Source organism: Streptomyces wuyuanensis, assembly GCF_900103455.1.
Taxonomy (GTDB): domain Bacteria; phylum Actinomycetota; class Actinomycetes; order Streptomycetales; family Streptomycetaceae; genus Streptomyces; species Streptomyces wuyuanensis.
This window is the reverse complement of record NZ_FNHI01000015.1, coordinates 76,353-92,590: the sequence shown is the minus strand read 5'-3', so window position 1 is coordinate 92,590 and position 16,238 is coordinate 76,353. Positions and strand designations below refer to the sequence as shown.

Sequence of the window (16,238 nt, the reverse complement as noted above, 5' to 3'; positions counted from 1 at the left end):
CCAGGCATCGAACCGGACGATGGACACCGCGGGCGGCGCGGCCGGAGCGGCGCCGCCCGCCGTGCGCGTCGAAGGGCTCTGGAAGCGGTTCGGCGAACAGATCGCGGTCGCCGGCGTCGATCTCGACCTGCCCGCGGGCAAGTTCATCGGCCTGGTCGGACCCAATGGCGCCGGCAAGACCACCACGCTGTCGATGATCACCGGGCTGCTCCGCCCCGACCAGGGTCGCATCGAGGTCGTCGGGCACGACGTCTGGAAGGACCCGGTCGAGGTGAAGGCCCGCATCGGCGTCCTGCCCGAGGGCCTGCGGCTGTTCGAGCGGCTGTCGGGCGGCGAACTCCTCTCCTACACCGGCAGGTTGCGCGGGCTCCCGGGCGAGGAGGTCGACAAGCGGGCCGCTCAGCTGCTGGACGTGCTGGATCTCGCGGGCGCCCGGCACAAGCTGGTCGTCGACTACTCGACTGGCATGCGCAAGAAGATCGGTCTGGCGGCGGCGCTGCTGCACAATCCGCAGGTGCTCTTCCTGGACGAGCCGTTCGAGGGCGTCGACCCGGTCTCCGCCCAGACCATCCGGGGGGTCCTGGAGCGGTACACCGCGTCCGGAGCGACCGTCGTGTTCTCCAGCCATGTGATGGAGCTGGTGGAGTCGCTGTGCGACTGGGTCGCGGTAATGGCCGCCGGCCGGATCAGGGCGCACGGCCCACTCGCGGAGGTCCGCGGCTCGGCGAGGTCCCTGCAGGACGCCTTCCTCCAACTCGTCGGCGCGAACGGGCGGGACACCGGCGACGCGCTCGACTGGCTCGGCGGCGGTGCGCGGTGACGGCCACGGCGGCCGGCCCGGCCCCCTCGCTCACGTCCGTCTTCGTACGGCTGAAGCTGTCGCTGCTGGCCAACGGGCTGCGGCAGTCGTCCGGCCGCACGGCCGCGTTCATCACCTCGGCCGTCCTGGCACTGCTGGTCGCCGCGGGCCAGCTGATCGGCTTCGTCCTGCTGCGCGGCACCGCGCACGCGGCCTCCCTGGTGGTGCTGCTGATCGCGGTGCTGGCACTGGGCTGGGCGTTCCTCCCGCTGTTCTTCCCGAGCGGTGACGAGACACTGGACCCGACCCGGCTCGTGATGCTGCCGCTGCGGCCGGGCCCCATGGTGTCGGCCCTGCTGGTGGCGTCCCTGGTGGGCATCGGCCCGCTGTTCACGCTCTGTCTCGTGGTCGGCGCCGCGCTGGCCCTGGCGCACGGAGCCGCCGGGGTGGTGGCCGCGGTGGTGGCCGTGCCGCTGGCGCTGCTGGTGTGCGTGGCGCTGGCGCGGGCGGTGGCCGCCGCCAACATCCGCCTGCTGACCAGCCGCAAGGGCCGCGACCTGGCCGTGCTGAGCGGTCTGGTGATCGCGGTCGGGATCCAGGTGGTGAACTTCGGCGTGCAGCGCCTCGGCCAGGCGGGCGGACTCACGGCACTGGACCCGGCGGCGGCCGTGGTCCGCTGGATCCCGCCGGCGTCGGCGCTCGGCGCCGTCGACTCGGCGAGCACCGGCGCGTACGGGACGGCTGCCGCCCAACTCGGGCTGTCCGCCGCCGCCCTGGCCGGACTGCTGTACGGATGGCAGCGCAGCCTCACCCGGCTGATGACCGCCCCGGACGGCTCGACGCTCGCCGCGGCCTCGGAGCCGTCCCGCCGGGGCGCCTCGACGGGACTGCACCGGCTGCTGCCCGGCGGGCGCACGGGCCCGGTCATGCAGCGCAGCCTCCGCTACGTCTGGCGTGACCCGAAGACGAAGACGGCGTGGGTGACGGCGCTGGTGATCGGGCTGATCGTGCCGCTGTTCAACGCGCTTCAGGGCACCGGCTCGATCTACATCGCGTGCTTCGCGTCGGGGATGCTCGGCATCCAGATGTACAACCAGTTCGGTCAGGACACGTCCGCGTTCTGGATGGTCGCGCAGACCATCGCGTCGCCCCGTGACGCCTATCTCGAACTGCGCGCCCGCGCACTGGCGCTGCTGCTGATCACCCTGCCGTACACGATGCTGGTGACGGTCGCCACGGCCGCCGTGCTGCGCGACTGGCGGGCACTGCCGGAGGCACTGGGAATCGCGCTCGGGCTGCTCGGCGCCATGATCGCGACGGGCGCGGTGGCCTCGGCGCGCTTCCCGTACTCCATCCCGCAGGACAGCGCGTACAAGAACGTGGCTCCGGGGCAGGGCGGGCTCGCGTGGATCTCCATCTTCGGCGGGATGATCGCGTCGGCGCTGCTGTGCTCCCCGTTGATCGCGCTGACGATCTGGCTCAACGCCGCGAACGCCGAGTCGGCGATATGGATTCTGCTGCCGCTGGGTGCCGTTTACGGCGCGGTGGTGGCCTGGGGCGGGCTGCGGGTGGCCGCCCCCCAGACGGCCGCGCGGCTGCCGGAGATCCTGACGGCCGTCAGCAAGGGATGACCGCGGCCTGATCCGTACCGCACGCCGGGCGCCGCGGGCCCATGACGTACGGTACGGATCATGTCCATGCCTCCTCCGCCCCAGGGCCAACCGCAGTACCCGGGACGTCCGCCGCAGCCCCACGGACCCCAGCCCGGTCCCTACGGCCCGCCGCAGCCGGGTCCGTACGGTCCCGGACAGCCGGGCCCCTACGGGGGGCCGCCGCAGCAGGGAGGCCCGTACGGCCCGCCGCCGGGAGGCCCCTACGGGGGGCCGCCGCAGGCGCCCTTCCCGCAGCAGGGCGGCTGGGCTCCGCCGCCGGTGCCGCCGAAGAAGTTCTGGTCCGGCCCGAAGGCCGCGATCATCGGGGTGTCGGTCGCCGTCGCCGTGGCGGTGCTCGGCTGGGCGGGCAACCGGGGCGGCGGCTCCGGCTCCTTCCCCGAGGCGACGCACAAGGTCACCCTTCCCAAGACGCTGCTGGGCGGCCAGTACACACTGGCCCAGGACCTGTCCGAGCAGGGCGAGTCCGCGCTGGCAGGCGCGAGCGAGGCCAACATCCGCGACCCGAAGGGGGTCGTGGGCCAGTACGCGTCCGCCGACGCGAAGCAGGCCGGGGTTCTGGTCCTCTCGGCCCTCTACGGCCGGATCAAGGACCCGGACGACGCCCGGGAGAGCATGCTGAAGGGCGCGGCCGGATCGGAGGGCGCGACGATCGCCGTGCCGCCGAAGGACATCGAGGTGCCCGGCTCCGACGTCGTCGTCACCTGCCAGGTCCTGACCGCCGCGTCGGCCGGCGACAAGAGCTCCTTCCCCATGTGCGCCTGGGCGGACGGGAACACCAACGGCTCCGTCGCCGAAGTGTCCCCGAAGGCCGCGACGCAGAGCCCCGAGTCGCTGGACCTCCGGGCGGCGGCCGCGAACACGCTGAAGGTTCGCGAGGAGGTCAGGAAGCCCATCGGCTGACCCTCCGATTGTGGAGGTCGTGTGCGGAATGCACGGCCTCACGACGACGGGCCGGTAACGGAGTCGAACGACTCCGCTGCCGGCCCTTCGCTGTATACGAAGGCGTACGGCGGGACGTGACGAGCCCCTCGGGCGAACGCCCGCCACAGGCACCGGATTCAGGCCGAAGGGCGCCGCGCGGCGACATTCCGAAGTGCAATCGGTTTCACGTCTTCGCAGGCCAGGCTTTTGTTCTGAGTTGGACCACTCGTCGTTGTCCATATACCGGACAGCCGATCACCAGGCCTGCACACCCCTCCCGAGCTGCCCGAACGGCCATTCGGTCGGCACGCCTTGAACGTATGCGGCCGGAAACAGGTGATGAATGTGCGATCACTGTACGCATCAGCAAGACTCCCGACCGCAACCGCACACACCGTCAAAGGGGTTCACTCATGCGTTACATCGTCCACACACTCGGCGCGACGGCCTCCGCAGCGGCGCTCGTGCTCAGCGGCCTGGCCGCGGGCACCGCGCACGCCGATGCCGCCGGTCACACGGGGCTCTACGCGCCGTCCGCCCTGGTGCTGGCGGTCGGCAGGGGCGAGACCGCCGCGACGGCGACCGTCGAGCGCGCGGTCACCCTCAACTGCGCGCCGGCACCCGGCGGCACCCACCCGTCCGCCCGCGCCGCCTGCAGTGAACTGTCGGCGGTGGACGGCGAGTTCGCCATGCTGACGGGCACGTCCGGCCGCCCCTGCACCCGGCAGTGGGATCCGGTCACGATCACCGCCACCGGGGTCTGGCAGGGCAAGCGCGTCGACTGGTCGGCCACCTACGGCAACGCGTGCGAGATGCGGGAGAGCATGAACGGCTCGGCCGTCTTCGCCTTCTGAGTCACCCTCAGCCGCGGCGGACCGGGGCGATACGACGGCGGTCCCGGTCCGCCGCACCGTCGACGCGCCGTGTCGGCACACCGTGGACCGGACGGCCCCCTCCCCGGCCGTCCGGTCCCGCGCGGAACCGGCGCGGAGGCGGGCGGCGCGGAAGGGGCGAGCCGCGCCGAGGCGAACGCACGGGGGCGTACCCGCGGAACTCCGGGCGGGAATCCGGTGCGGGCACGCCCCGGCATGGCTCGCCGTCCGCGGCCCCGTCGGGCCGTCAAGCTGTCGGGCCGGCCGTCAGGACACCTTCCAGGAAGGGTTCGACGACCGCGCGCCAGGCGTCCGGCTGGTCGTAGTGGACGAGATGGCCGGCGTCCGCCACCTCCGCGTAGTGCCCGCGGGGCAGGACGCGGACCATCTCCTGGGCCTCCGCCCGGCCCAACTCCCCGTCGAGCCCGCGCACCACGAGCGTCGGGCACGTGACCTGGGCGAGCGAGTCCCAGTGCGCGTCGTGCACCCAGGTCGCCCGGGACCGCAGCATCTGGCGGCGGGAGAAGACGGGGCGCCAGCCGTCCGCCCGTTCGGCCATCACCTCGGCGAAGAACTCGCCCCGCGCGGGGTTGGGACGCTCCACCCAGGGGTCGTCCTCGCCGAACCACTTGCGCACGTCGGCAAGTGTCGCGAAGGGCACGGGCCACGAGCGGAACCAGTCCTCCCACTCCCGCTGGGAGGCGGCCCCGAGCGCGGAGGCGCGCATGTCGCAGACGACCAGGGCCTGGACGAGGTCGGGACGCTCGGCGGCGAGCTGCCAGGCGGTGAGGGCGCCCATGGAGTGGCCGACGACGACGGCCGGTGCCAGCCCCAACTGCTCCACCGCGGCCGCCGCGTCTGCTACGTACGCCTCTCTGGTGAACGCGCCGTCGGCGGGCCGCTCGCTGCGGCCGTGCCCCCGCTGGTCGAGGGCGACCGCCCGGTGCCGCTCGGCCAGCCAGCGGGCGGTGGGGGCCCAGTGCGAGGCCCGGCCCATCAGTCCGTGGAGGAGTAAGACGCCCGGGGCGCGGTCCGTCTCGCCGCGCCCCTTGGGCGGGTCGGCGAACTCCCAGGCTGCGAGCCGTACACCGGCCGTACCGGTCACGTCGATGCGCCGCACCATGGTCCTGGCACCCCCTTCTGGCCCCCGTGGATCTCCGGGCTCTCCGAAGCGATCGAGCTCCGCCAGACTATCGAACTTCTATTCGAAAACCGGCCTCCGGCGAGCAACACCCCTCGTTCGAGTGACCACCCTCAAGGATTGACGGCCGCCGCCGAGGGGAGATCTTCAGCGGGAGGCGGGCCGCTCGGGGAAAACGGTCCGAGGGGATTGACCCTGAGAGCTCGGGGCTCCGGGTCAGCAAAGGGGAGGACAGGCCCCGGCGCCCCAGGGCGCCGGGGCTCTCCGCGTTCGACAGGCGCATGATCCGCTCCCTCCCCTGCGGCGAACCGACCCCCCGGCCCGCCCCGGCCCACCCAGGTCATATGCCCCAGCCACAGCGTGGCACGCGAACCGCCCGGGCGCTGCCGTTCCGGCCGGAAAGCGCATTCTGAATGAGGCGCCACGGCGGGCGGAGGAGTCGCGCGACGAACGACGAAGCGCGCCCGTACCGCGGATGTGCGGTACGGGCGCGCCGGATGAGCCTTCGTCGCCCACTGAGGCTCCTGCGAGCCGGTGAACCGATGCGGTGGGACTGACCCCGGTGGCCGGGCGGGCCGTGCGGACCGATCAGGGCCTGTGCGCCGGTCGCTCGGCGGCTCCGGCGACCGGCCCCCCGGACCGGACGGGCTCCGAGTGAGGAATCAGCGCTTCGCCACGAAGACGTGGGAGGCGACGTCCGCCTCCAGCTCCGCGGCCTCACCGCCGCTGCCCACCAGCACACCGCCGGCCGACTCCGTCACGCTCACCACCGAGCCGGGCTGCACACCGGCTCGCCGCAGCGTGTACATCAGCTGGGCGTCCGTCTGGATCGGCTCCCCGATGCGCCGGACGACCACCGTCTTGGCCTCCGCGCCCGCGTCGAGATCGGCCAGGCTGACCATGCCGTCGTCCAGGAACGCCTCGGCCTCCGACTTCTCGCCCAGCTCCTCCAGACCCGGGATCGGATTGCCGTACGGCGACTCGGTCGGGTGCCGCAGCAGCTCGAGCACGCGCCGCTCCACGGCCTCGCTCATCACGTGCTCCCAACGGCACGCCTCGGCGTGGACCTGCTCCCACTCCAGGCCGATCACATCGACCAGGAGGCACTCGGCGAGCCGGTGCTTGCGCATCACGCGGGTGGCGAGCCTGCGGCCCTCCTCGGTCAGCTCCAGGTGACGGTCGCCCGCGACCGTCACGAGCCCGTCGCGCTCCATCCGCGCGACGGTCTGGCTGACGGTCGGCCCGCTCTGGTCGAGCCGCTCCGCGATACGGGCGCGCATCGGGACCACGCCTTCCTCTTCCAGCTCGAGGATGGTGCGGAGATACATCTCCGTGGTGTCGATCAGTCCGGACATACGTGCCCCTCGATGAAGTCGTGCGGTGGCCCTGCCCCAATTCTGACGCATGCCGCCGACAACCGGGCCATGCCTGCCTGGAACCCGTATTGACAGAGCAATGGTCCAGACCGCAACGTGATCCGCGACACGACGAGAAGGGGCGACCGCAATGGGCGAGGACAAGCTGGCGGGTCGGTTCTTCGACGCCGCGATCGGCCTGCTGGAGCGCGTGCGCGACGAGGAGGCGGCGAACATCGCCGCGGCCGGTGCGGCCATCGCCGACACCGTCGCCGCGGGCGGGCGGCTGTTCGCCTTCGGCGCGGGCCACTCCTCGCTCGCCGCGCAGGACGTGGTCTACCGCGCGGGCGGTCTGGCGCTGATGAACCTGCTGGCCGTCCCGGGCGTCGTCGGCGTCGACGTGATGCCGGCGACCCTCGGCTCCGCACTGGAGCGCGTCGACGGCCTCGCCGGTGCCGTGCTCGACTCCAGCCCCGCCCGCGCCGGCGACGTGCTGGTCGTCATCTCCCTGTCCGGCCGCAACGCCCTGCCCGTCGAGATGGCCATGAACGCGCGCGCGCTCGGTCTGAAGGTGATCGGTGTGACGTCCGCGGCCTACGCCACTGAGACGAAGTCCCGGCACGCGTCCGGCACGTATCTCAAGGACCACTGCGACATCGTCCTCGACTCCAAGATCGCCGTCGGCGACGCCGAGCTGACCGCCGAGGGCATCGCGGCCCCGTTCGCTCCCGCCTCCACGGTCGTCACCAGCGCCCTGATGCAGGCGACCATGGCCGCGGCGGCCGGCGAACTGGCCGAGCGCGGCATCGAGCCGCCGCTGCTGCGGTCGGGCAACGTGGACGGCGGACACGAGTGGAACGGCCGGGTCATGGCCGAGTACGCGGACCGGATCTTCTACCGCCGCTGAACTCGCGCCACTCCCCCTCGCACCCGCCCGGCCGGGGCCGGCGCGGAACGCACGAAGGCGGAACGCACGAGCCCGCGGCCACCCCGGCCCGCGGCCCGGTCGCCCCGGCGGCGGAGGGCGCTATCCGCCCTGCACGCCCGCCAGGTCCAGCGCCGAGGCCACGTGCGCCGCGACGCTCTCCGCGTACTCCGCGTCGGGGCGTTCGAAGCGGGGACGGTTGGCGGACCGCAGGAAGGTGACGACGCCGAGCGTGCGACCGCGGCTGCGGAGCACCGTGGACAGGGCGTGCACCGCGTCGCGCGGCCACTGGCGTTCGGCGGCCCAGCTCTCGGTGCGGTCCGGCCCTCCCCCCGTGCTCGTGCGGACGGAACCGGCGCGGTCCATCGCCTGGAGCGCCGGGTGGCCCTGCGGGTAACGGAGCGGGATGCCCGCTCCCACCACCCTGGCGACGGGTCCCGGGGCGCCCGACGGCGTCGCCGCGGCCCGCACCAGCCGTCCGCCTTCCGGCGACAGCACGTCGAGGAGGGCGTGGTCCGCGAACCCGGCGAGGGCGAAGTCCAGCTGCGTCGTCGCCGCCTCCATCGGGTCCTCGCACTCCGCCGCCGCCCTGGCGGCCCGGTGCAGCTGGCTGGACCTGAACCGCTGCCGGTCCGCCTCCTGCTCCGCGAGCCTGGCCTCGGTGACGTCCTGGAACAGCCAGCCGACGCCGAGCGGCACCGGCTCCTCGGCCAGTGGCGAAGCCAGCCTGAGGAATCCGCTGCGCCAGCACCTGCGCTGCTCGCCCTCCTCGGTGCGCACCGTCAGCCAGAGCTCGACGAGCGCGCCCGGCGCACCGTCGGCGAGGACGTGGTGCAGTGCGCCCTCCACCTCTTCGACGCCCTGCACGATCAGCTCGCCGAGCGGGCGCCCGAGCGCCGTCGTACGCCCGCCGGCGCCCAGCATCCGGGCCGCGTACCGGTTCACGACGGCGGGCCGCAGGTCGACGTCCACCAGCACGACGCCCCACGACGCGTCCTCGAACAGCGCCTCGCTCAGGGCGATCGAACGCTCCAGGTCGATCTGGGCGTGCACCTCGCTGAACGCGCAGTACACCCCGGCGGGCCGGCCGTCGGCCCCGGGGACCCCGGCCGACTGCGTCCGTACGAGTACCCGCCCGCCGTCCTTGCGCAGCAGCGCGAACTCGTGCACCTGGCGGCCCGGCGCGGTCATCGCGGCCATCAGCCGGCCCTGTACGTCGTCCGCGTCAGCGGTCCGCACCGCCCACCCGGCGAAACCGCGCCGTCCGACGGCCTCCTCGGCCGACCAGCCGAGGATCCGCTCGGCCTCCCGGTTCCAGTGGGTGATCACACCGTCCGCGTCGAACGCGCACAGCGCCGCGTCCATCCCGTCCAGCAGCGCGGCGAGCAGATCGGAACCGGGGCCGTCGCGCTCCGGCTCGTCCGGACCCAGCGCGCTGGCGGCCTCGCTCTTGGAAGCACTCATCCTGGCACCCCCTGCAGGACGCGTCCTCGGCCCGTGCCGCCCTCCGCAAAGCGGCACCCCAGATCATTCAACTGGAACGTGACTCAGGGCACATCAATTTCCCGGAAATCGTCGCCCGGGCAAAAAAGGGTTGAGTCGTCCTCCCGAGGTTCCTAGTGTGGGACGCCTCGAGAAGGGAGGTGATTCGGAACATGATGGCATTCCGGACGCGAGAGGTGGCTGCGGGCTAGCGGCCCGTCGTCGCACCTTCGTGCACCTCGGCAGGGCCACTGCCGAAATCCAAGCAGTCACCGACCCGCGGGCTCGCCGGCACGTCCGGCCGGCTTCCTCCTCGGAGGGACCCGAGCCCGCGGGTTTCTGCGTTTCCGGCCCACCCTCCCGAAGACGCCCCGCACGCCGCCCGGCTGCCGGCACGGGCCCGCCGTGCCCCCTACGGAGCGAGCCGCTCGACGCGCCAGCCACCGGGCTCACCGGGTGTGCGGACGTACCGGAGCCGGTCGTGGAGCCGGTTCTCGTGGCCCTGCCAGAACTCGACCGTCTCGGGCGTCACCCGGTACCCGCCCCATTCCGGCGGCACCGGGATCTGCTCGCCGGCCGGGTACCGGCCGGCGAGCTCCTCGTACCGGCGCAGCAGTTCCCCGCGGGACGACAGCACCGCCGACTGGGGGCTCGCCCAGGCCCCGAGCTGGGAACCGTGCGGCCGGGTGCGGAAGTACGCGGCGGTCTCGTCGCGGCCCACCCGCGCCGCGGTTCCGGTGACGATGACCTGGCGCGTCAGCGGGTGCCAGGGGAAGAGCAGCGAGACGTGCGGATTGGCGCCGAGTTCACGGCCCTTGCGCGAGGCGTAGTTCGTGTAGAAGACGAAGCCGCGGTCGTCGAAGTGCTTCAGCAGCACGGTCCGGGAGGACGGCCGGCCGTCGGGCGTGGCCGTGGAGACGATCATGGCGTTCGGCTCGTGGAGCCGGCCGGCCGCGGCGTCCTTGAACCAGTGGACGAACTGTTCCATCGGCTCGGCGGGCAGTTCCGCCTCGTCGAGCGGCGTCGAGCGGTAGTGCTCGCGCATGGCGGCGGGATCGAGGGCGTCGGTCACGGAATCATCCTGCCGCACGGTGCGCCGGGTGATCCTCCCGCGATCCCGGGCCTGCGCCGAGGCGGTCGGAGTCGCGGCGCGGCCGGGCTCCGCCATCACCCGTTCGGGGCGCGGCGGAGTCTTCCCGGCACGGAGTGCCGCCAACCCTCCGGGGCCGGTTCGGCGCACTGTGCCGGATGTCACGCTTCCCCGCACCAGTGGGACCGGCCAAAATCGTGCGCTGGGCCCTGTGGCCTCCCTACGACGCGGAGCGGGTGACCACGCCCCGCGCGGGGCATCACCGTGGTGGTGACCCACCCGGGCCGAAGCTTGTCTCGCACACATCCTGAGGAGCCGCCTGATGTCCGATTTCGTACCCGGACTCGAGGGAGTCGTCGCGTTCGAGACGGAGATCGCCGAACCCGACAAGGAAGGCGGCGCGCTCCGCTACCGCGGTGTCGACATCGAGGACCTCGTCGGCCATGTCTCCTTCGGGAACGTGTGGGGGCTGCTGGTGGACGGGGCGTTCAACCCCGGACTGCCGCCCGCCGAGCCGTTCCCGATCCCGGTCCACTCCGGTGACATCCGCGTCGACGTCCAGTCGGCGCTCGCGATGCTCGCCCCCGTGTGGGGCCTGAAGCCGCTCCTCGACATCGACGGGGCGCAGGCGCGGGACGACCTCGCCAGGGCCGCCGTGATGGCGCTGTCGTACGTGGCACAGAGTGCCCGCGGCCAGGGCCTGCCGATGGTGCCGCAGCGGGAGATCGACAAGGCCGAGTCGGTCGTCGAGCGGTTCATGATCCGCTGGCGCGGTGAGCCGGACCCCAAGCACGTCAAGGCCGTCGACGCCTACTGGACGTCGGCCGCGGAGCACGGCATGAACGCCTCCACGTTCACGGCCCGGGTCATCGCCTCGACGGGCGCCGACGTGGCGGCCGCGCTCTCCGGCGCCGTCGGCGCCATGTCCGGCCCGCTGCACGGCGGTGCCCCGTCCCGGGTGCTCGGCATGATCGAGGAAATCGAGCGCACCGGCGACGCGGTGGCGTACGTGAAGAAGGCCCTGGACAAGGGCGAGCGGCTGATGGGCTTCGGTCACCGGGTGTACCGGGCCGAGGACCCGCGCGCCCGTGTCCTGCGGCGCACCGCGAAGGAGCTGGGCGCGCCCCGGTTCGAGATCGCGGAGGCGCTGGAGAAGGCGGCGCTGGAGGAGCTGCACAACCGCCGCCCGGACCGGGTCCTGGCCACGAACGTGGAGTTCTGGGCGGCGATCACGCTGGACTTCGCCGAGGTCCCGGCGCACATGTTCACGTCGATGTTCAGCTGCGCCCGTACGGCCGGCTGGTCGGCGCACATCCTCGAGCAGAAGCGCACCGGCCGGCTGGTGCGCCCGTCCGCCCGCTACATCGGCCCGGGGCCGCGCGACCCGCGCTCGATCGAGGGTTACGCCGACATCTCCGACAGCGCCGACACCGCGCGCTAGAGCCAGCGCGCCGCGTGCGACGCTCCGGACCGGGTGCCGCCCGGCCGGCGGTCAGGCCGCCCGCTCCACGAGATCCGCGTGGTGGCGGGCGGCGACCAGGGGGTGCGCCCGCAGCTTGCCCTTGAGTTCGTTGCGCCCGTACTCGGCGAACAGCGGGTTGGCCGGGTCGGTGGTGACTCCGGGCGCGGCCGTCGCGTACGGGAAGGGCAGCGGCGCGACCCGGGCGTCGAGCCGCGGGTTGAAGAAGAACGGCACCGAGAAGCGCTCGGTGGCACCGGGCGGGCTGACCACCCGGTGGTTGGTGGCGACGAGGTAGCCGTTGGTGGCGACCTCGAGGAGTTCGCCGAGGTTGACGACGAACGCGCCGGGCAGCGGCGGCACGTCGTGGAAGCGGCCGTCCTCCCGCTGCACCTGGAGACCGCCGATCCCGTCCTGGTGCAGCAGGGTGAGGAAGCCGTAGTCCTTGTGGGCGCCGACGCCCTGGTCGGCGCCGTCGCCGGCGCTGCCGGGGTAGCGGACCAGCTTCAGGTGCAGATGCGCCCGGTCGCCGAAGATGTCGTCGTAGAAGTCCGGCGGGGCGCCGATGGCCGCGAGCAGCTCGTGGAGCAGCCGGTGCGCGACCGCGCTGAGCCGCTCGATCCAGCCGAGCGCGGCGGTGCGCAGCTCGGGCAGTGCGGCCGGCCACTGGTTGGGGCCCTCCAGCCACCAGTACGGGGGCTCGCCGGGCGCGGGTACGTGCGCGGGCCGCTCGGCGCCGATGTCGAGCTGATCGCGCCAGTCGCGGCTTCCGCCGGTGCGTTCGTCGCCGATGCGGGTGTAGCCCCGGAAGTGCGGCGAGTTGACGTTGTCGATGGCGTGCCGCTCGGCCTCGGGCAGGGCGAAGAACGCGCGCATGGCGGTCATGAGGGCGTCGGTCTCGGCCTCGGTGACGCCGTGGCCGACCAGCTGGAAGAAGCCGACGTCGTGTGCGGCGCCGTGGAGACGGGCGTGCAGGTCGGCTCGGGCCGCGGGGCCGCGGTCGGCGGCGGAGAGGTCGATGACCGGGAGCTGCGAGAGGTCGCGCGAGGCGTGCCGGGGGAGGTTCTGCGAGGAAGACATGGGTGCGTCCGCTGTTCTGTGTCCCGGCCGCCGGTCCCGGTGATGACCGGGAGTGTCTGCCGCCGACGTCCGCCGGGGTGGGGGCGGGGCCGGTGGGCCGGGTGGGGTGGAGTCAGGGCGTGGGGCGGAGGTGAGCCCGACAGCCCATGCTCGTGACGCGGAGGAAGTCCACGTGGCGACGGCGAACGAGCGGAAGCATGGGAAAAGGGTACGACGCCGGGCACGACGCGCGGTCGTGACCCGGGTCACAGGGCCGGAACGGTGGGTGCGCGACCGGGGGAGGCCCCGGGTCGCGGGCCCCACCCGCCCGACCGGGCCGACCGCGGAGGGCGGCCCCGGTGCCGGGGGGTTCGTCCCTCGGACGGTCCGAGGGCCGCGCCCCGTCCGGCCGACCGCGTAGCCTCACCGCACCCGGCGGCGGGGCCGGAAGGAGATCGTGGCCGTCGCGCAACGCACCGAACGCGGCATCGCTCTCGCTCTGTCGTTCACGGCCGAGAAGTCGACCCCAGCGTCTCCTCCAGCAGCCGCGCCCACTGCCCCACGACCCGCTTCCGCCGTGCGGCGTCGTCGGTCAGCAGGTTCGCCAGCCCCAGGCCGCGGGCCATGTCGAGCAGGCCCTGGACGGTCTCGCGCACGCCCGGCACCGTCTCGTCCGCACCGAGCAGCTCCACCGCGATCCGGTGGGTCTCGCGGCCGACGCGCGCCTCCAGTTCGGTGACGCGGCCGCGCAGCTGCTCCTCGTTGGAGGCCGCGACCCACAGATGGAGGGCGGCGCGGAAGAGCGGGCCGGTGTAGAGGTCGACCAGGGCGGAAACGACGGCCGCCCGGCTCTGCCCCGGAAGGGACCGCAGGGCCGAGGAGCGCTCCTCGGCCACGTACTCAACGGCCGCCGTGAACAGGTCCTCCCGCGTCGGGAAGTGGTGCTGTGCCGCGCCCCGCGAGACCCCGGCCCGTTCGGCGACCACCGAGACGGTGGAGCCCGCCCAGCCGCGTTCGGCGAGGCAGGCCACCGCGGCCTCCAGGAGCCGCTGCCGGGTGGCCCGGCTGCGGTCCTGCTTGGGCTCCTTGGCGGAGCCGGCGGGGGAGGTCACAAAACCCATGCGGGGTCCCGTCGTTCGAGGAAGGCCGTCATCCCCTCGCGCGCCTCCGCGGAGGCGAAGATCGACGCCGAGCGTTGGACGAGGTCCTCGGCGTCCCGGTCGAAGGTCTCCCGCACCCTAGCCGTGAGCAGCTGTTTCGTCGCGTCCAGGGCCTGTGGCGAGGCCTTGCGGAAGCCGTCGAGCACCGGCGCCAGGGCCTCGTCGACGTCCTCGGCGACGGCCGTCAGCAGACCCATGCGGGTCGCCTCCGCGGCGTCGAAGCGTTCCCCGCTCAGGTAGTAGCGGGCCGCCGCCCGGGGTTCCAGGCGCGGCAGCAGCGGCAGGGAGATCACGGCCGGCGCCACCCCGATCCGCACCTCGGTGAACGCGAAGTCGGACCCGGCGGACGCCGCGGCGACGTCGCAGGCTCCGACGAGGCCCAGCCCGCCCGCGCGCACATGGCCGTCCACCCGCGCCACCACGGGCTTGGGCAGTTCGACGATCCGCCGCAGGAGCGCGACGAACGTGTACGGGTTCGGCGGCTCCTTCAGGTCGGCGCCGGCGCTGAACGTGGTGCCGGTGTGGGTCAGGACGACGGCCCGCACGGCGGGGTCCTTCCCGCACTCGGCGACGGCGTCGGCCAGCTCGCCGACGAGCCGCGCCGAGAGGGCGTTGCGGTTCGCCGGCGAGTCCAGCGTCAGGGTCGTGATGCCGCGAGCGGTCGCCGCCTTGACGGTCTCCGTGCCGGTGGTTGTCACGTGGTCTCCTTCTCCGAGTCCTCCCGGGCCTCCCGGGTCTCCCGGTCGCGCAGTTCACGGCGGAGGATCTTCCCCGAGGCGGCCCGGGGCACCCCTCCGATGAACTCGACGCGCCGGATCTTCTTGTACGGGGCGACCCGCTCGGCGACATGGGCGAGGACGGCGTCCGCGGTCAGGTCGGGCGCGGCGGCCTGCCGTACGACGTACGCCTTCGGTATCTCGTTCCCGTCGTCGTCGTACACCCCGATCACGGCGGCGTCCGCGATGCCCTCGTGGGTGAGCAGCAGGGCTTCCAGTTCGGCCGGGGCGACCTGGAATCCCTTGTACTTGATCAGCTCCTTGACCCGGTCGACGACGAACAGCCAGCCGTCCTCGTCGACGCGGCCGATGTCGCCGGTGTGCACCCACCCGTCGTCGTCGATCATGGCGGCGGTGGCGTCGGGCCGGTTCAGATAGCCCTTCATCACCTGCGGCCCGCGGATGGCGATCTCGCCCTCCTCGCCGGGCGCGGCGTCCCGGCCGGGGTCGTCGAGCGCCAGGATCCGCATCTCGGTGCCGGGGAGCAGTTTGCCGACGGCGCCGGGCGGCGGGTCCTGCGCGTCGAGGGGCACCACGTGGGTGCCGGGCGAGAGTTCGGTCATTCCGTACGCCTGGAGCACGGGCGGCAGCCCCAGCCGCTCCGAGCAGGCCCGGGCGAGCCGGGCGTCGAGCGGGGCGGCCGCGCTGACCACGTACTCCAGCGACGACAGGTCGTACCGCGCGACCGCCGGGTGCTTGGCCAGGGCCAGCACGATCGGCGGAGCGACGTACAGGGCGTTGATGCGGTGCTTCTCGATCGCCCCCAGGAACTGGTCGAGGTCGAACCGCGGCAGGACCACGACGGTGGCGCCCCTGCGCAGCGGGGCGTTCATCAGTGCGGTGAGGCCGTAGATGTGGAAGAACGGCAGCACGGCGAGGATGCGGTCGCCGGGCTTCATGGGGATGACCGGTTCCAGCTGCGCCAGGTTGGTGGCGATGGACCGGTGGGTCAGCATGACGCCCTTGGGCACGCCGGTCGTGCCGGAGGAGTACGGCAGGGCGGCGACGTCCTCGGCCGGGTCGATGGCGACGTCGGGTTCGGGGGCGGTGGAGCCGAGCATGCCGAGGACCGAGCGGTGGCCGTCGGCCTCGTCGCAGACGAAGATCTCCTCGATCCCGCCGACCAGTTCGGCGGCGCGCCGGGCCGCTTCGAGCAGCGGGGAGACGGTGACGATCCAGCGGGCGGAGGAGTCGCGCAGCTGTTTGGCGAACTCCTCCGCCGTGGACAGCGGATGGACGGTGGTGACGGACGCCCCGGCGCGCGTGGCGGCGTAGAAGACCGTCGGGTAGGCGATCGTGTTGGGGCTGTGCAGGGCGAGCACGTCGCCCTTGCGGACGCCGGCGTCGGCGAACGCCGCGGCGAGCCTGCGGTGGTACGTGTCGAGCTGGGCGTACGTGATCGTCGCGCCGCCGGTCCCGTCGATCAGGGCGACGGTGTCGCCGTACTCGGCCGCCCGGCCCAGGACGGCTTCGTGGATGGGGACGGAGAGGGACGGGACATCCGCGTACTCGCTGTGCATCACCAT

14 protein-coding genes are annotated in these 16,238 nt (G+C 73.2%); 6 read left to right on the top strand and 8 right to left on the bottom strand.

All coding sequences use genetic code 11. The features are described from left to right. Positions 1-19 precede the first annotated feature (19 nt). The 4 genes from BLT82_RS22180 (at position 20) to BLT82_RS22165 (ending at position 4,247) form a co-directional block, all read left to right on the top strand. Positions 20-820 (top strand): ABC transporter ATP-binding protein, encoded by an 801-nt coding sequence (locus tag BLT82_RS22180; RefSeq protein ID WP_093657776.1) that lies wholly within the window; start codon positions 20-22, stop codon positions 818-820. Further along, positions 817-2,430, top strand: coding sequence for a transporter (locus BLT82_RS22175; protein ID WP_093657538.1), 1,614 nt, complete (start codon positions 817-819; stop codon positions 2,428-2,430). Before BLT82_RS22180 ends, BLT82_RS22175 begins: the two co-directional genes overlap by 4 nt. A 60-nt stretch (positions 2,431-2,490) precedes the next feature. Next, positions 2,491-3,372, top strand: coding sequence for a hypothetical protein (locus BLT82_RS22170; RefSeq protein WP_093657536.1), 882 nt, complete (start codon positions 2,491-2,493; stop codon positions 3,370-3,372). Positions 3,373-3,806: 434 nt separating this feature from the next. Continuing rightward, the gene (locus BLT82_RS22165; protein ID WP_093657534.1) at positions 3,807-4,247 is read left to right on the top strand and encodes a subtilase-type protease inhibitor; all 441 of its coding nucleotides are present in this window, start codon (positions 3,807-3,809) and stop codon (positions 4,245-4,247) included. Between the two features lie 265 nt (positions 4,248-4,512). Here BLT82_RS22165 and BLT82_RS22160 read toward each other — a convergent pair whose 3' ends face one another. Next, positions 4,513-5,388 (bottom strand): alpha/beta fold hydrolase, encoded by an 876-nt coding sequence (locus BLT82_RS22160; protein ID WP_107490266.1) that lies wholly within the window; start codon positions 5,386-5,388, stop codon positions 4,513-4,515. Positions 5,389-6,068: 680 nt separating this feature from the next. After that, positions 6,069-6,761 carry an iron-dependent transcriptional repressor DtxR gene (locus BLT82_RS22155; protein ID WP_093657532.1) on the bottom strand — a complete coding sequence of 231 codons (693 nt, stop codon included), beginning with the start codon at positions 6,759-6,761 and terminating at the stop codon, positions 6,069-6,071. A 151-nt stretch (positions 6,762-6,912) separates the two neighbouring features. Between BLT82_RS22155 and BLT82_RS22150 the strand changes: the two genes are divergently transcribed. After that, positions 6,913-7,668 carry an SIS domain-containing protein gene (locus BLT82_RS22150; RefSeq protein WP_093657530.1) on the top strand — a complete coding sequence of 252 codons (756 nt, stop codon included), beginning with the start codon at positions 6,913-6,915 and terminating at the stop codon, positions 7,666-7,668. A gap of 120 nt (positions 7,669-7,788) precedes the next feature. On the opposite strand, the gene BLT82_RS22145 is transcribed toward BLT82_RS22150, so the two are convergent. Both BLT82_RS22145 and pdxH read right to left on the bottom strand, forming a co-directional pair. Further along, the gene (locus BLT82_RS22145) at positions 7,789-9,150 is read right to left on the bottom strand and encodes a PAS domain-containing protein (protein ID WP_093657528.1); all 1,362 of its coding nucleotides are present in this window, start codon (positions 9,148-9,150) and stop codon (positions 7,789-7,791) included. Between the two features lie 430 nt (positions 9,151-9,580). Next, positions 9,581-10,240, bottom strand: a complete 660-nt coding sequence (gene pdxH / locus BLT82_RS22140; RefSeq protein WP_093657772.1) for a pyridoxamine 5'-phosphate oxidase — start codon at positions 10,238-10,240, stop codon at positions 9,581-9,583. Positions 10,241-10,580: 340 nt separating this feature from the next. Here pdxH and BLT82_RS22135 point away from each other — a divergent pair, with 340 nt between their 5' ends. After that, positions 10,581-11,699 (top strand): citrate synthase 2, encoded by a 1,119-nt coding sequence (locus BLT82_RS22135; RefSeq protein ID WP_208868006.1) that lies wholly within the window; start codon positions 10,581-10,583, stop codon positions 11,697-11,699. A 51-nt stretch (positions 11,700-11,750) separates the two neighbouring features. Here BLT82_RS22135 and BLT82_RS22130 read toward each other — a convergent pair whose 3' ends face one another. The 4 genes from BLT82_RS22130 to BLT82_RS22115 all read right to left on the bottom strand — a co-directional run bounded on the left by BLT82_RS22130 (position 11,751) and on the right by BLT82_RS22115 (position 16,238). Further along, on the bottom strand, positions 11,751-12,797 hold the full coding sequence (locus tag BLT82_RS22130) for an isopenicillin N synthase family dioxygenase (RefSeq protein ID WP_093657524.1): 1,047 nt from the start codon (positions 12,795-12,797) through the stop codon (positions 11,751-11,753). 485 nt (positions 12,798-13,282) lie between these two features. Further along, positions 13,283-13,897, bottom strand: coding sequence for a TetR/AcrR family transcriptional regulator (locus BLT82_RS22125; protein ID WP_167746059.1), 615 nt, complete (start codon positions 13,895-13,897; stop codon positions 13,283-13,285). Continuing rightward, the gene (locus BLT82_RS22120) at positions 13,885-14,634 is read right to left on the bottom strand and encodes an enoyl-CoA hydratase family protein (RefSeq protein WP_093657520.1); all 750 of its coding nucleotides are present in this window, start codon (positions 14,632-14,634) and stop codon (positions 13,885-13,887) included. The genes BLT82_RS22125 and BLT82_RS22120 overlap by 13 nt, the downstream gene beginning before the upstream one ends. Beyond that, positions 14,631-16,238 (bottom strand): 4-coumarate--CoA ligase family protein, encoded by a 1,608-nt coding sequence (locus tag BLT82_RS22115; RefSeq protein WP_093657518.1) that lies wholly within the window; start codon positions 16,236-16,238, stop codon positions 14,631-14,633. Before BLT82_RS22115 ends, BLT82_RS22120 begins: the two co-directional genes overlap by 4 nt.

Excerpts from the sequence above, each read along its gene's own strand:
- BLT82_RS22180 (WP_093657776.1), top strand. The coding sequence starts at position 20 with ATGGACACCGCGGGCGGCGCGGCCGGAGCGGCGCCGCCCGCCGTGCGC.
- BLT82_RS22170 (WP_093657536.1), top strand. The coding sequence starts at position 2,491 with ATGTCCATGCCTCCTCCGCCCCAGGGCCAACCGCAGTACCCGGGACGT.
- BLT82_RS22165 (WP_093657534.1), top strand. The coding sequence starts at position 3,807 with ATGCGTTACATCGTCCACACACTCGGCGCGACGGCCTCCGCAGCGGCG.
- BLT82_RS22160 (WP_107490266.1), bottom strand. The coding sequence starts at position 5,388 with ATGGTGCGGCGCATCGACGTGACCGGTACGGCCGGTGTACGGCTCGCA.
- BLT82_RS22155 (WP_093657532.1), bottom strand. The coding sequence starts at position 6,761 with ATGTCCGGACTGATCGACACCACGGAGATGTATCTCCGCACCATCCTC.
- BLT82_RS22150 (WP_093657530.1), top strand. The coding sequence starts at position 6,913 with ATGGGCGAGGACAAGCTGGCGGGTCGGTTCTTCGACGCCGCGATCGGC.
- BLT82_RS22145 (WP_093657528.1), bottom strand. The coding sequence starts at position 9,150 with ATGAGTGCTTCCAAGAGCGAGGCCGCCAGCGCGCTGGGTCCGGACGAG.
- BLT82_RS22135 (WP_208868006.1), top strand. The coding sequence starts at position 10,581 with ATGTCCGATTTCGTACCCGGACTCGAGGGAGTCGTCGCGTTCGAGACG.
- BLT82_RS22130 (WP_093657524.1), bottom strand. The coding sequence starts at position 12,797 with ATGTCTTCCTCGCAGAACCTCCCCCGGCACGCCTCGCGCGACCTCTCG.
- BLT82_RS22125 (WP_167746059.1), bottom strand. The coding sequence starts at position 13,897 with ATGGGTTTTGTGACCTCCCCCGCCGGCTCCGCCAAGGAGCCCAAGCAG.
- BLT82_RS22115 (WP_093657518.1), bottom strand. The coding sequence starts at position 16,238 with ATGGTGATGCACAGCGAGTACGCGGATGTCCCGTCCCTCTCCGTCCCC.